The sequence below is a fragment of the Sphingosinicella soli genome (genome assembly GCF_014199685.1).
GTDB lineage: Bacteria > Pseudomonadota > Alphaproteobacteria > Sphingomonadales > Sphingomonadaceae > Sphingosinicella > Sphingosinicella soli.
Map to the genome: position 1 here is coordinate 23,512 of NZ_JACHNZ010000019.1, position 13,345 is coordinate 36,856.

The 13,345-nt window shown below is 66.7% G+C and carries 11 protein-coding genes; 9 read left to right on the top strand and 2 right to left on the bottom strand.

The features are described from left to right. The first annotated feature begins 21 nt into the window (after positions 1 to 21). Complete coding sequence (locus GGQ98_RS09365; protein WP_184068508.1) at positions 22 to 3,168, top strand: efflux RND transporter permease subunit; 3,147 nt, start codon at positions 22 to 24, stop codon at positions 3,166 to 3,168. A gap of 54 nt (positions 3,169 to 3,222) precedes the next feature. Further along, on the top strand, positions 3,223 to 4,425 hold the full coding sequence (locus GGQ98_RS09370) for a DUF445 domain-containing protein (protein ID WP_184068511.1): 1,203 nt from the start codon (positions 3,223 to 3,225) through the stop codon (positions 4,423 to 4,425). Positions 4,426 to 4,429: 4 nt separating this feature from the next. Here GGQ98_RS09370 and GGQ98_RS09375 read toward each other — a convergent pair whose 3' ends face one another. Together GGQ98_RS09375 and pabB are read right to left on the bottom strand one after the other, a co-directional pair. After that, a complete protein-coding gene (locus GGQ98_RS09375) occupies positions 4,430 to 5,635 on the bottom strand; it encodes a pyridoxal phosphate-dependent aminotransferase (RefSeq protein WP_184068514.1) in 1,206 nt (401 codons plus the stop codon). Positions 5,636 to 5,674: 39 nt separating this feature from the next. Next, positions 5,675 to 7,432, bottom strand: coding sequence for an aminodeoxychorismate synthase component I (gene pabB / locus GGQ98_RS09380; RefSeq protein ID WP_341534172.1), 1,758 nt, complete (start codon positions 7,430 to 7,432; stop codon positions 5,675 to 5,677). A gap of 45 nt (positions 7,433 to 7,477) precedes the next feature. On the opposite strand from pabB, the gene GGQ98_RS09385 reads away from it, so the two are divergent. The 7 genes from GGQ98_RS09385 to GGQ98_RS09415 all read left to right on the top strand — a co-directional run bounded on the left by GGQ98_RS09385 (position 7,478) and on the right by GGQ98_RS09415 (position 13,345). Further along, positions 7,478 to 9,448: a S9 family peptidase gene (locus GGQ98_RS09385; RefSeq protein WP_341534173.1), complete on the top strand. Its 1,971-nt coding sequence runs from the start codon at positions 7,478 to 7,480 to the stop codon at positions 9,446 to 9,448. Between the two features lie 33 nt (positions 9,449 to 9,481). Continuing rightward, a complete protein-coding gene (locus tag GGQ98_RS09390) occupies positions 9,482 to 10,153 on the top strand; it encodes an MBL fold metallo-hydrolase (protein ID WP_279380235.1) in 672 nt (223 codons plus the stop codon). A 159-nt stretch (positions 10,154 to 10,312) separates the two neighbouring features. After that, a complete protein-coding gene (rpmF, locus tag GGQ98_RS09395; RefSeq protein ID WP_184068517.1) occupies positions 10,313 to 10,492 on the top strand; it encodes a 50S ribosomal protein L32 in 180 nt (59 codons plus the stop codon). 30 nt (positions 10,493 to 10,522) lie between these two features. Next, entirely contained in the window at positions 10,523 to 11,575 is a 1,053-nt protein-coding gene (gene plsX / locus GGQ98_RS09400) for a phosphate acyltransferase PlsX (RefSeq protein WP_184068520.1), read from the top strand. Further along, positions 11,572 to 12,555: a beta-ketoacyl-ACP synthase III gene (locus tag GGQ98_RS09405; RefSeq protein ID WP_184068523.1), complete on the top strand. Its 984-nt coding sequence runs from the start codon at positions 11,572 to 11,574 to the stop codon at positions 12,553 to 12,555. The genes plsX and GGQ98_RS09405 overlap by 4 nt, the downstream gene beginning before the upstream one ends. 62 nt (positions 12,556 to 12,617) lie before the next feature. Continuing rightward, complete coding sequence (locus GGQ98_RS09410; RefSeq protein WP_184068526.1) at positions 12,618 to 12,917, top strand: integration host factor subunit alpha; 300 nt, start codon at positions 12,618 to 12,620, stop codon at positions 12,915 to 12,917. Then, complete coding sequence (locus GGQ98_RS09415; protein ID WP_184068528.1) at positions 12,917 to 13,345, top strand: MerR family transcriptional regulator; 429 nt, start codon at positions 12,917 to 12,919, stop codon at positions 13,343 to 13,345. The genes GGQ98_RS09410 and GGQ98_RS09415 overlap by 1 nt, the downstream gene beginning before the upstream one ends.

Genomic DNA, 13,345 nt, shown 5'->3' on the forward strand with positions numbered 1-13,345 from the left:
CGGACGGCAGGAAGCGAAACGATGCGGAATATCTCGTCCTGGTCGATCCGGAACCCGTTTCCGCCGATCGTGCTGTTCGTGGCGCTGACGCTGGCGGGCATCGTCAGCTTCATCCGCATGGACATCAACCAGAACCCGGACGTGAGCTTTCCGGTCGCACAGATCATCATCAGCCAGCCGGGCGCCGCGCCTTCGGAAATGAAGACGCAGATCACGCAGATCGTCGAGGCGTCGGTGCGCAACGTCAGCGGCGTGGACGAGATCACCTCGTGGGTGAGCGAGGGCACATCCACCACGGTGGTGCAGTTCGATATCGGCACGCCGATCGACCGCGCCGTCAACGACGTGCGCGATGCGGTGCAGAATGTCAGGGGCGATCTGCCCCAGGGCATCCTGGAGCCGCAGGTGGTGCGCGAGGATATCGAAGGCGTGCTCGCCTACTGGACGGTGCAATCGACGGACATGACGCTGGAGCAGCTGTCGTGGTTCGTCGACAATGTCGCGGCGAAGCGGCTGCTCTCCGTGCCCGGCATGTCGGTGGCGAGCCGGGGCGGCGGCGTTTCGCGCGAGATCCGCGTCGAGCTGGACCCGATGAAGCTGCAGGCGCAGGGCATCACCGCCGCGCAGGTCAATCAGCAGCTTCGCCGGCTCAATCTCAATGCCACGGGCGGCCGCGCGGAAATCGCGGGCGCGGAGCAGGCGGTGCGCGTGCTCGGAAACGCCGATGACGCAGCGGCGCTCGGCGCAACGCAACTGAGTGTCGGAGGGCAGACGCTGCGGCTGTCCGACGTTGCGGACGTGCGCGACTCCTATGGGGAGCAGCGCAGCCTGGGCCTGATCGACGGGCGGCAGGTGGTCGCGATCCGCCTCGCCAAGGCGAAGGGGTCTTCCGACGTCGCGGTTTACGACGAGGCGCTGAAGGTTCGCGAGCAGCTCGCGGCGGAGTATCCCAAGGTGAAGATCACCGAGATGTTCACCACGGTGAAATACACCGAACTCCAGTACGAAGCCTCGATGGCGGCGCTGATCGAAGGCGCCGTGCTGGCGGTGATCGTCGTGTTCATTTTCCTGCGCGACTGGCGGGCGATGCTGATTTCAGCCACTGCGATCCCGCTGTCGGCGATCCCGGCCTTCTGGTTCATGGATCTGATGGGCTTCACGCTGAACAACCTGTCGCTCCTCGCGCTGAGCCTTGTTGCGGGCGTGCTCGTGGATGATGCGATCGTGGAGATCGAGAATATCGTGCGCCACATGCGCATGGGCAAAACCGCCTATCAGGCATCGATGGACGCTGCCGACGAGATCGGGCTTGCCGTTGTCGCGACCACGTCGGCGATTGCCGCCGTGTTTCTGCCTGTCGGTCTGATGGGCGGCATCACGGGTCAGTTCTTCAAGCAGTTCGGGCTGACGGTGGTTGTCGCCGTCATGATGAGCCTTGCGGTCGCGCGCATGATCACGCCGCTGATCGCCGCCTATTTCCTGAAGGCGAAGGGCGAGGAGAACCACGGCGACGGCCCGATGATGGACCGTTACCTCGCGATGCTGCGCTGGTCGCTCGATACCGCGCCTGCCGAGAAGGTGCGCGCGCGGCGGGACTGGAAGCGCCATTTCTGGCGTCTTGCCGATCACCGTATGTGGGTGATGGGCTTCGGCGTCGTCGCGCTGCTTCTCACGGTCGTGTCGTTTGCGACGCTGCCGTTCACCTTCCAGCCCGAATCCGATCAGGATTCGACCCAGCTCAAGATCGAAATGGTGCCGGGCACGACACTCGAACAGACGCGCGCCAAGGCCGAAGCCGCCAATGCCGTGTTGCTGAAACAGCCTGAAACGCAGCTCAGCTACATCGATATCGAGCAGCCGGGCGAGGCCATGATCTACACGCAGCTACGCGAGAAGCGGCAGCGCACGAGCATCGAATACCAGCGGCAGCTGGCGCCGGAACTGCAGCAAATTCCCGACGCGCGCATCACCTTCCAGTCCATGGAAGGCTGGGGCGGCGGGCGCGACGTGACGGTGATGATCGCCGGTGACGACAACGATCTTCTGCACGAAACCGCGCTGAAGATCGTCGGCGAGATGCGGACGCAGAAGATGTTCGTCGCCCCGCGCATCGAAGGCGATCTGCAGCGGCCCGAGATCGTCATCTCGCCGCATTTCGATCTCGCCGCGGAACTCGGCATCACCACCGCCGACCTCAGCGAAACGATCCGCATCGCGACGATCGGCGAAATCGATCAGAACGTCGCCAAGTTCTCGCTGTCGGATCGGCAGATCCCGATCCGCGTCGTGCTGCCTGCGGACTCGCGCAAGAATATCGCCACGATCGAAAACCTGCCGGTGCCGACGGCGAGCGGCGGGTCCGTGCCGCTGAAAGTCGTGGCCGATATCGGTTTCGGCGCAGGCCCCTCCATCCTCAGGCGCTACAACCAGCGTGACCGCATCATCGTGGGCGCCGATCTTGCCGAGGGGTATGTGAAGGGCGAAGGCTCCAAGGTCGCGTTCGCGCTGCCCACGGTGCGCAACCTGCCCTCGGGCGTCGAGCGCGTGGAGTTCGGCGAATCGAAGATGCAGGCCGAACTCGTCACGCAGTTCACGATGGCGGTGATTTCGGGCGTGCTGCTCGTGTTCGCGGTGCTCGTGCTGCTCTACAAGCGCATCATGCCGCCGTTCGTGAACATGGGTTCGCTGCTGCTCGCGCCGCTCGGCGGGGCGCTGGCGCTGCATCTGACCGGGCAGGTGATCTCGATGCCCGTGATGATCGGCCTCTTGATGTTGCTCGGCATTGTTGCGAAAAACTCCATTCTGCTCGTGGATTTCGCGATCGAGGAGATGAACAAGGGTGTCGACAAGGTGACGGCGATCATCGATGCAGGCCACAAGCGCGCGCAGCCGATCGTGATGACCACGGTGGCGATGGCGGCGGGCATGCTGCCCACGGCGCTATCGCTGACCGGCGACGGCGCCTGGCGCGCCCCGATGGGCATCACCGTGATCGGCGGGCTGCTGCTTTCGACGCTGCTGACACTCGTGATCGTTCCGTCCGCTTTCAGCCTTGCCGACGACTTCGAGCGCTGGATGGGCGGCAAGCTCGGCAAACTTTTGACCCACGATCATCCCGGCAAGCCGTCGGCGGCGGCGTCTGCCGCTCCCGCCGCTCCCGCCGAGTAGGACGGGACGATCGGGTCAGCACGCACATGGGTAACGGCCGATCCGGCGCGGCACATGAAGATCGTCGCCACGGGTATGCTGTTGCTGATGGCGGCGGTGTTCCTTGCCGCGCGGGCTCTGGGCGAGGCTTTCGTCTGGGCGCCCTACGTCGAATCCTTCGCCGAGGCGGCGATGGTCGGCGGGCTGGCCGACTGGTTCGCGGTGACGGCGCTGTTCCGCCATCCGCTCGGCCTGCCGATCCCGCACACCGCGATCATCCCCAAGAACAAGGACCGGCTCGGCGATAACCTCGCGCTGTTCGTGAAGACGAACTTCCTGAAACCGGCGATCGTCGCGCGGCGCATGCGCGGCGTGGATATGGCGGGCGCCGTCGGGCGCTGGCTGGCGGCGCCGCCGGCCCAAACACGGCTGCGCGGGAGCATCGGCAAACTCGGCATCCAGCTTCTCGACGCGCTCGACAACGAAGCGGTGTCGGGATGGATACGCGGCGCCGTCGGCGGCAATCTGCGCCGTTTCGAACTGGCGCCGCTGATCGGCCGCGTGCTCGACCGCTCGATCGACGAGGGGCGGCTGCAGCCGCTCGTCGATTCCGGCATCACGTGGCTCGCCCGCGTGCTCGACCAGAACGAGGGGCTGATCCGCGATCTCGTGGAAGCGCGGACGATGTGGCTGCTGCGGCTGGCCTCGCTCGACGAGCGGCTGGCGAACTCGATCATCGAGGCGCTGCGGCGGCTTTTGAACGAGATGTCCGCAGACCCCGAGCATCCGCTGCGCCTGAAGGTGATGGAGGCGCTGAAAGACGTCGCGTTCGATCTTCAGTTCGAATCGGAGATGCAGACACGGGTGGAGACGCTGAAGCTCGAACTCATCGAGAATCCCGAACTCGGCGGTTTCCTCGACGGCATCTGGACGAACGCCAAGGCCTCGCTGCGCGCCTCGCTCGCCGACCCCGATCAGGCGCTGGCGGGACGGCTGGGAGAGGCCGCGCGCCATATCGGCCAGACGATCGAAAACGACCCTGCGCTTCGGCGCGCGCTCAACAAGTATACGCGCCGCGCCATCGTGGGCGTGGTCGCGGACTACGGCGACGAACTGGTGCGCATCGTTTCCGACACGGTGCGGAGCTGGGACGCGAGAACCGTCACCGACCGCGTCGAGGCCGCAGTGGGCCGCGACCTTCAGTTCATCCGCATCAACGGTACGCTGGTCGGCGGCCTCGTCGGCCTGACCATCCACGTGGTGTCGGAACTGGTTTAGGGCCTTACGCCGCCTTCAGCGCCCCGCAGGCGCGCTGCATGCGCGTGCAGGCATCCTCCAGAAGTTCGGTCGAGGTCGCGTAGGAGATGCGGAACGCGGGCGATACGCCGAATGCGCCGCCGTGGACCACCGCAACGCCTTCCGCTTCCAGCAGATAGCCCGCGACATCCTCGTCGCTGGCGAGCACCGCGCCCGAAGGCGTCGTGCGTCCGATCAGCCCCGTGCAATCCGGGTACACATAAAATGCGCCGTCGGGCGTCGCGCACTTGAGGCCGTCTGTCTGGTTCAGCATCGAGACGACGAGGTCGCGGCGGCCCCGGAAGGTTTCGACGCGCGCCTTCAAAAAGTCCTGCGGGCCGTTCAGCGCCGCTGTCGCCGCCGCCTGCGCGATCGCGCAGGGGTTGGTGGTCGATTGCGACTGGATCTTGGCGATCGCCTTGATGAGCGGCGCGGGTCCGCCCGCGAAACCGATGCGCCAGCCGGTCATCGAATAGGCCTTGGAGGCGCCGTTCACGGTGAGCGTGCGGTCGTACAGATCGGGGCAGACATCGGCGATGGTCGCGAATTCGATATCGTAGATGATGTGCTCGTACATGTCGTCCGACATCACCCACACCTGCGGATGGCGGCGCAGCACCTCGCCGAGCGCGGCGATTTCCGCGCGCGTGTAGACGGCGCCCGTGGGGTTCGACGGCGAATTCAGGATCAGCCAGCGCGTTTTCGGCGTGATCGCCGCTTCAAGCTGCGCGGGCGTAATCTTGAAACCAGCCTCGATACCCGCCGAGATGAACACCGGCTTCGCGCCGCAGAACTGCACGATATCGGGGTAGGAGACCCAGTAAGGCGCGGGGATGATGACCTCGTCGCCCGCGTTCAGCGTGACGAGCAGCGCGTTGAAGATCGTGTGCTTGCCGCCGACGTTCACGGTGATCTGGTCGAGACCGTAATCGAGGTTGTTGTCGCGCTTGAACTTGCCGCGTACGGCCGCTTTCAGAGCGTTGGTGCCGTCTACGGTGGTGTATTTGTTCTGCCCGCCGCGAATGGCGGCGATGGCGGCCTCCGCCACGAAGTCCGGCACGGGCATGTCGGGCTCGCCCGCGCCGAGCCCGATGATGTCCCGCCCGGCCTCTTTCAGCGCTGCGGCCTTCTGCGTGACGGCGAGCGTGGGGGAAGGCTGGATGCGCTGGATGGCGTCGGACAGGAAGGTCATTGAGAGGCTCCGCTTATGGGCTGCGCGGGCCTCTTAGGATCAAGCGCTTTGCTGGGCAACCAGCACCGCGCGAAAAAGTCCGCGCAGGGCGTTGCCGAGGAAGAAACCGTCCTCCAGATCGGCGCGGGTAAGGGGCGCCTCCCGCGCGCGGCCGGTTTCCAGAAGATGGCGGCGCAGCACGCCGGGCAGCAGGCCGTCGCTTGCGGGCGGGGTCAGCAGAACGCCGCCGCGCTCGACGAACAGGTTGGTGAAGCTGCCCTCGGTGAGCCGCCCGTCGCTGCGTTCGAAGACCACTTCGTCCATGCCGGAGGCGCGGCGGGCGGCATCGTAGAATGTGCGGTCGCTGGTCTTGTGCGCGAGCCTCGGGTCGCCGGGCGGCACCGGCAGCGGCATGATGGCGACCTTCGCCGAAACCGGTGTGGCCGGCATCCGGGCGCAACTTATCGCCGCCGCGCCGCCCGCCGCGAGCACCAGCTTGATTCGGGCCGGAGCCCGCAGCGCGCCGACAGCGGCCTGCAACAGATTGCGGACATCGTGCCGGTCGAAGCGGAAGCCGTGCCGAACGGCGGAGTCTTCCAGCCGTTCGAGGTGCAGCGAGAGGTGGGCAATCCCCTCGTCGGGCGTGAAGCCCATCGTTTCGATGAGGTGGAACGGCCGTCCCGATGCGCTGACGAACGCCATTTTCTCTCCGCACTCGCGCCACTCAGACGCCGCATCGCTATCGGCGACAATGCCTGATCCAATGCCCATTGTCGCGTTTTGGTTCCGGATTTCGATCGTGCGGATCGCGACGTTGAACTGCGCGGTGCCGGGGCCGACGGCGCCGATGGAGCCCGTGTAGAGGCCCCGCGCGCGGGCCTCTATGGCGTCGATCACCTCCATCGCGCGAATCTTGGGCGCGCCGGTAATGGAACCGCACGGAAAGAGCGCCTCCACCACGTCGAACGCGTCGAGGCCCCGGCGGAGCCGCGCCTCAACCGTCGTCGTCATCTGGTGGACGGTGGGATAGCGCTCCACCGCAAAGGCATCGCGCACGCGCACCGATCCGGCCTCCGCCACGCGCGCGAGGTCGTTGCGGATGAGATCGGTGATCATCAGGTTTTCGGCGCGGTTCTTCGGGTCGGCGGCAAGCGCGGCGGCAGCGGCCGAATCCTCCCCGGCAAGCGGGCGGCGCGGGGCGGTGCCCTTCATGGGGCGCGTTTGCAATGTGTCGCCCGAAAGCGAGAAGAAGAGTTCGGGAGAGAAAGAGAGAACCCATGTGCTTCCGGTGAACACGATCGCGCCGTGCCCCATCCGCTGCGCGCGCCGCAGCCGCGCATAGAGGGCAAGCGGGTGGCCTTCGACCGAAAGCCCGGTGGGGAAGGTGAGATTCGCCTGATAGATGTCGCCCGCCTCGATCAGCGCCTTCACCCGTGCGACCGAGGCCGCGTAGCGCGCGGCATCCAGAGCGGGTTCAGGCGCTGAAATGCGGACGCCGCGCCCTGCGGCGGCGCTCAGAAGCGTATCGGGCGGCACGCGCTGCGGGGCATCGAACACACCGAACCACAGCAGCGGGCCTTCGGTATCGCGCTGCGGGATGGCGGCAAGGCGCGGTTCCAGCGCGTGCCCGGCCTCGTAGGCGAGGAAGCCCGCGACATGGCGTCCCTCGGCGACGCGGCGCCGCAGCAGCGCGAGCGCGGGGCGAACCTCGTCCCGCCGCATCGCCGTGACGATTTCGTGCGCGCCGCTGTAAAGCGTGAACGGCGCGGTGCCGTCGCCGCGCGCGTCGTCGAGCGCCACGAAGGGCGCGCTCAGCACGACACCCGTTGCCGTGCACGCGGCGTCGTCACTAGAGTGGAGGCGGTGAAAAAACGAAAAGTCATGATCCGGGGGTGGTTCTTAGCAGGTCTTGCAGCGCTTGCCGCAAGCCTTCTCCCGCATGATGCCCGCGCCGCATCGGTGGAGGCGCCCGCGTCGCTCATCGTAAGCGGGGTTCCTCCCGTGCCGGCAGCCCTGCTGGAGCAGGCGAAGCCCTACCTCGAATACCGCTCCGCGCGGCTTCTCGGCTGGCATCCGGTGCGGCGATCGGTGCTGATCGGCGCGCGCGACGACAGCCGCCAGCTCTACGAAGTGGCCGCGCCCGGCGCCGATCCGCGACAGCTCACCTTCGGCGAGGAGCCGGTGATCGGCGGGGAGTTCTCGCCGGTTTCAGGCGACGTGATGCTGGCGCTCGCTGACCGGCAGGGGGATGAAAACTACCAGATCTTCCGCGTCGAAGACGGCCGCATGATCAGCCTCACCGGCGAGGAGGGGCGCAACCTCGGCGTCCGCTGGACGCGGGACGGTGCGCGCATCGGCTATTCCACGACGCGGCGCACCGGCCTCGACACCGATCTTCACATCATGGATCCGCGCGATCCGGCGACCGACCGGCTGGTGATGGAAGGGCGGGGCGGGGGCTGGAGCTTCGCCGACTTCTCCGCCGACGGAACGCGCGCGCTGCTTTACAATTACATATCCGTAACGATCAGCCGCCTGTTCGAGATCGACCTCGAAACGCGCGCGCTGCGGGCGCTGGTACCGCCGACCGCCGAGCCGTTCGCATTCGGATCGGCGCGCTACGGACCGGGCGGGCGGATCCTCGCCATCACCGATTTCGGGGCGGAGCATCGTTATCTTGCCGAGATCGACCGCGCGACCGGCCTGCCGCGCAGGCTGAACGCCGAAACCGACTGGTCCGTGGAGGACTTCCGCATCGATCCGCACGGGCGCTTCCTTGCCTATGTGCTGAACGAAAACGGGGTGTCGCGGCTGCGCCTGCTCGATCTTCCCACCGGACGCCCGCGCGCAGCGCCGCCGCTTCCCGGCGGCATCATCACCGGGCTTTCGGTGGCACCGTGGGGCGAGGTCGGGTTTTCGCTGGCGACGGCATCCTCCCCCGGCGATGTCTGGTCGTTCGACCCCGACGGGCCCGGCCTGACGCGCTGGACACAAAGCGGCGCGGGACTGCCTGCGGGGGTAGAGCCCGAGATCGTCGCGGTGAAGAGTTTCGACGGGCTTCCGGTTTCCGGGCTGCTTTACCGGCCCGATCCCGCGCGCTTTCCGGGGCCGCGCCCGCTGGTGATGGTTTTCCACGGCGGACCGGAGGGGCAGTCGCGCCCCGGCTTCCTCGGCCCCGCCAACCACAGCGTCAACGAACTCGGCATCGCGCTGTTTTTCCCCAACGTGCGCGGCTCCACGGGCTATGGCAAAACCTTCGTTGCGCTCGATAACGGGCCGCTGCGCCGCGAAGATGCGGTGCGCGACGTGGGGGCGTTCCTGAAACGCCTGCGCCGCGATCCGGGCATCGATCCGTCGCGCATGGCGGTGAGCGGTGCCTCTTACGGCGGCTACATGACGCTCGCCTCGCTGATCCGCTACCCGAAGGACTTTCGCGCGGGGGTGAGCACGGTCGGCATTTCCGATTTCGTGACCTTTCTGGAAGGCACGGGCGAATACCGCCGCGATCTGCGCCGTCTCGAATACGGCGACGAGCGCGATCCCGCCGAGCGGCGCAAGCTGAAGGCGATCTCGCCGCTGACGCGCGCGAACCGAATCCGCGCCCCGGTTCTCGTCGTCACCGGTGCGAACGATCCGCGCGTGCCGCCTGCGGAGGCGGACCGGATCGTGACGGCGCTGCGCGCACGCGGCGGCACGGCGTGGCATGTGGTCGCAGAGGACGAGGGGCACGGGTTCGAGAAAAAGCCCAATGCCGACTACCAGTTCCTCGTGACTGTGCTGTTCTGGCAACGCTACCTGCTGGGCACCGCGCCCCATGCCCTCTCAAGCCGTTGACATTCCACCCTTGCGGGCCTCATTGCTGCGCATATGACGACCGACACCCGTCCGCTGGCCGCTGCGATCGTTCCGGTCACGCCGCTGGAGCAGAACTGCACGTTGCTTTGGTGTACGCGCACCATGCGCGGCGCGTTCGTCGATCCGGGCGGCGACCTCGACAAGCTGAAAGCGACGGCGGCGCAGTACGGCGTCACCATCGAAAAGCTGCTCGTCACGCACGGCCATATCGATCACTGCGGGCTTACGGGCGTGCTTGCGGACCAGCTCGGCGTGCCCATCGAGGGGCCGCATCCCGAAGATAAGTTCTGGATCGACATGGCGAGCAGCGTCGGCCACCAATACGGCATCACCGGCGCTGCGCCGTTCACGCCCGACCGCTGGCTTGCCGGCGGCGACACCGTGACCGTGGGCGAGCTGACACTCGACGTCTATCACTGCCCCGGCCACACGCCGGGCCACGTGATTTTCCATCACCCGGAGAGCCGACTCGCCATCGTCGGCGATGTGCTGTTCCAGGGATCGATCGGCCGCACCGACTTCCCGAAGGGCAATCACCAGGCGCTTATCGAGTCCATCCGCACGCAACTCTGGCCGCTCGGCGACGACACCGCATTCGTGCCGGGCCACGGGCCGATGTCGACATTCGGGCAGGAACGGCAATCGAATCCGTTCGTCGCGGATGCGGTTCTGGCGCGCGCCTGATATAGTCGCACCCGTGCAACAGAAAGCCCACTTGCATCACGGCGATGAATCGCTATGTTCTCGCGCTCAACCGAATCCGGCGGGTTTCCGGGGCAATTTCTATTGTCCTGAAAGGTCGGCCGGTGTACGAAAAACCACGTTGAAGGTAACAGGTGCCGCATGGCTGTCCCCAAAAGAAAAACCTCGCCATCGCGGCGGAATATGCGTCGTAGCCATCACGCGCTCAGCGCGACGACGTTCCAGGAATGCTCCAACTGTGGCGAGCTCAAGCTTCCGCACAACGTGTGCGGCGCCTGCGGCTTCTACAATGGCCGAGAGGTTGTCGAAGCCGGCGCATAAACCGGTGGAGAGCGCTCCGGGATGCGTCCGATGACGGTCGCGCCTGTCATAGCACTTGACGTCATGGGTGGCGACGGCGGCCCGGCGGTGACAATCGCCGCCGCCGAGATCGCGCGCACGCGCCATCCCGAGATCCGATTCCGGCTCTACGGACGCGAAGACGCCATCCGCGCCGAACTCGCCAAAGCGCCGCTCGTCGCGCGCGACGCCGTCGTCGTGCATACCGACGGCGAAATCCTGGGCACCGACAAGCCGAGCCAGGTGCTGCGCCGCGCGCGCCAGTCCTCGATGGGGCTTGCCGTCGACGCGGTGAAGGCCGGGGAGGCGCACGCCGCCGTGTCCGCCGGTAACACCGGCGCGCTGATGGCGATCGCCAAGCTCGGCCTCCGCACGATGCCGGGCATCGACCGCCCCGCGCTCGCGGCGCTGCTGCCGACGGCGAAAAACGATTCCGTCATGCTCGACCTCGGCGCCAACGCCGAATGCGATTCCGAAAACCTCGTGCAGTTCGCCGTGATGGGCGCCGCCTTTGCGCGCACCGTGCTCGGCCTTGCGACGCCCCGCGTGGCGCTGCTCAACATCGGCGAGGAAGACCTGAAGGGCACCGACGAACTGAAACACGCCGCCGCGCTGCTGCGCTCCGCCGACCTTCCCATGCAGTTCGCGGGTTTCGTGGAGGGCGACAAGATCGGCCGCGGCGACGTGGACGTCATCGTCAGCGACGGCTTTTCGGGCAACATCGCGCTCAAGACCGCCGAAGGCACCGCGCGCCTCGTCGTCGAGCTGCTGACGCGGGCGTTCAAGAGCAGCATCTTTTCGATGTTCGGCTTCTTCATGTCGCGCGGCGCGCTGCGTTCGCTGCGCAGCCACCTCGATCCCAACGCGCACAACGGCGCGGTTTTCCTCGGTCTCAACGGCCTTGTGGTGAAAAGCCACGGCGGCGCGACCGCGCAGGGCTTCGCCAACGCGATCCGTGTTGCGCACGACCTGGTGGTGGACGACATCGCTCATCGCATCCGCGAGGATCTCGACAATTTCCAGGCGCATCGCACCGCGCCGCCCGCAGTGCAGGCCGCGCAATGACCGGACTCGTCGCACGCACCATCGTCACCGGCACCGGCAGCTATCTGCCAGAGCGGGTCGTTTCCAACGCCGAGCTTTCCGAAACGGTTGACACCACGGACGAGTGGATCGTCGAACGCTCGGGCATCCGCCAGCGCCACATCGCGGCGGAGGGCGAGTTCACCTCCGACCTCGCGGTTGCGGCGGCGCGCGCCGCGCTGAAGGCGGCGTGGCGCGAGCCCTCGGAAATCGACCTCATCATCGTCGCCACCGCGACGCCGGACCAGACCTTCCCGGCAACCGCCACGACCGTTCAGGAGAAGCTGGGCATTAACGATTGCGTGGCGTTCGACGTCGCGGCGGTCTGCTCGGGCTTCCTCTACGCGCTCACCGTGGCGGACGCGATGCTGCGCGCCGGAACGATGCGCCATGCGCTCGTCATCGGCGCGGAGACGTTCAGCCGCATTCTGGACTGGGAGGACCGCACGACCTGCGTGCTCTTCGGCGACGGCGCGGGCGCGGTTGTGCTCGAACGCTCCGAAGGCAACGGCGACGCGGACGATCGCGGCATCCTTGCCGCGCGGCTCCATGCCGACGGCCGCCACAACAGCCTGCTCTACGTGGATGGCGGCCCGTCCTCGACCGGAACGGTCGGCAAGGTCCGCATGAAGGGCAAGGAAGTCTTCCGCCATGCCGTCACCAACCTTGCCTCGGTGATGACCGAGACGCTGGAGGTCGCCGGCTGCAAGGCGGAGGACGTGGCGTGGGTGATCCCGCATCAGGCGAACCTCCGCATCCTTGAAAGCACGGCCAAAAAGCTGGGGCTGGACATCGATCAGGTGGTCATCACGGTCGACCGCCACGCCAACACGTCGGCAGCCTCCGTGCCGCTCGCGCTCGACACCGCCGTGCGCGACGGACGCATCAAGACCGGCGACCTTCTGCTCCTCGAAGCGATGGGCGGCGGCTTCACCTGGGGCGCCGCCGCGCTGCGCTGGTAGACTCTTCAACAGACTGCGCTATTATACGGGCGGCATTGAGGTTTTCTGCGCGGGAGCGGATTATGGACAAGTCTTCGACATTGACGCGCGCCGAGCTTGGCGAGGCGGTCCACAATACCATCGGTTTGTCGCGTGCGGAGTCGTCGCAGCTCGTTGAAACCGTGCTCGACAAGGTGTCGGACGCGCTGATCGCGGGCGAGAACGTGAAGATATCCTCGTTTGGCAGCTTCATCCTGCGCGACAAGAACCGCCGCATCGGCCGCAACCCCAAAACGGGCGAGGAAGTGCCGATCGAGCCGCGCCGCGTGCTCACCTTCCGCCCCAGCCAGATCCTGCGCGAACGCATCAACGAAGGCGCGTGATGGCGGACAAGAGCGCCGACGCCTTCCGCACCATCAGCGAGGTCGCCGAAACGATCGGCGTGCCCCAGCATGTGCTCCGCTTCTGGGAAACGCGCTTTCCGGCGGTGAAACCGTTGAAGCGCGGTGGCAACCGCCGCTATTACCGCCCTGAAGATGTTGAACTTCTGCGCGCGATCAACCGCCTGCTCTACACCGACGGCTATACGATCAAGGGCGTTCAGAAGCTCCTGAAGGACAAGGGCGCGAAGGGCTTGCTCGGAGAGGCTGCGCCGACAATACCCGTGTCTCCGGCGGTGACGATGCCCGAAGCCGCCGCGCCCGGCGAACTGTTCGCACGGCCTGCGCAGCCCACTGCGGTGGACGCCGCATTCGTCACCTCGCTCCGCGCGATCCGCGACCGTCTGGCCGGGGCGCTGGCGCAGGCCTGA

Coding starts and splice junctions, on each gene's coding strand:
- GGQ98_RS09365 (WP_184068508.1), top strand. CDS start 22: ATGCGGAATATCTCGTCCTGGTCGATCCGGAACCCGTTTCCGCCGATC.
- GGQ98_RS09370 (WP_184068511.1), top strand. CDS start 3,223: ATGAAGATCGTCGCCACGGGTATGCTGTTGCTGATGGCGGCGGTGTTC.
- GGQ98_RS09375 (WP_184068514.1), bottom strand. CDS start 5,635: ATGACCTTCCTGTCCGACGCCATCCAGCGCATCCAGCCTTCCCCCACG.
- GGQ98_RS09390 (WP_279380235.1), top strand. CDS start 9,482: ATGACGACCGACACCCGTCCGCTGGCCGCTGCGATCGTTCCGGTCACG.
- rpmF (WP_184068517.1), top strand. CDS start 10,313: ATGGCTGTCCCCAAAAGAAAAACCTCGCCATCGCGGCGGAATATGCGT.
- plsX (WP_184068520.1), top strand. CDS start 10,523: ATGACGGTCGCGCCTGTCATAGCACTTGACGTCATGGGTGGCGACGGC.
- GGQ98_RS09405 (WP_184068523.1), top strand. CDS start 11,572: ATGACCGGACTCGTCGCACGCACCATCGTCACCGGCACCGGCAGCTAT.
- GGQ98_RS09410 (WP_184068526.1), top strand. CDS start 12,618: ATGGACAAGTCTTCGACATTGACGCGCGCCGAGCTTGGCGAGGCGGTC.
- GGQ98_RS09415 (WP_184068528.1), top strand. CDS start 12,917: ATGGCGGACAAGAGCGCCGACGCCTTCCGCACCATCAGCGAGGTCGCC.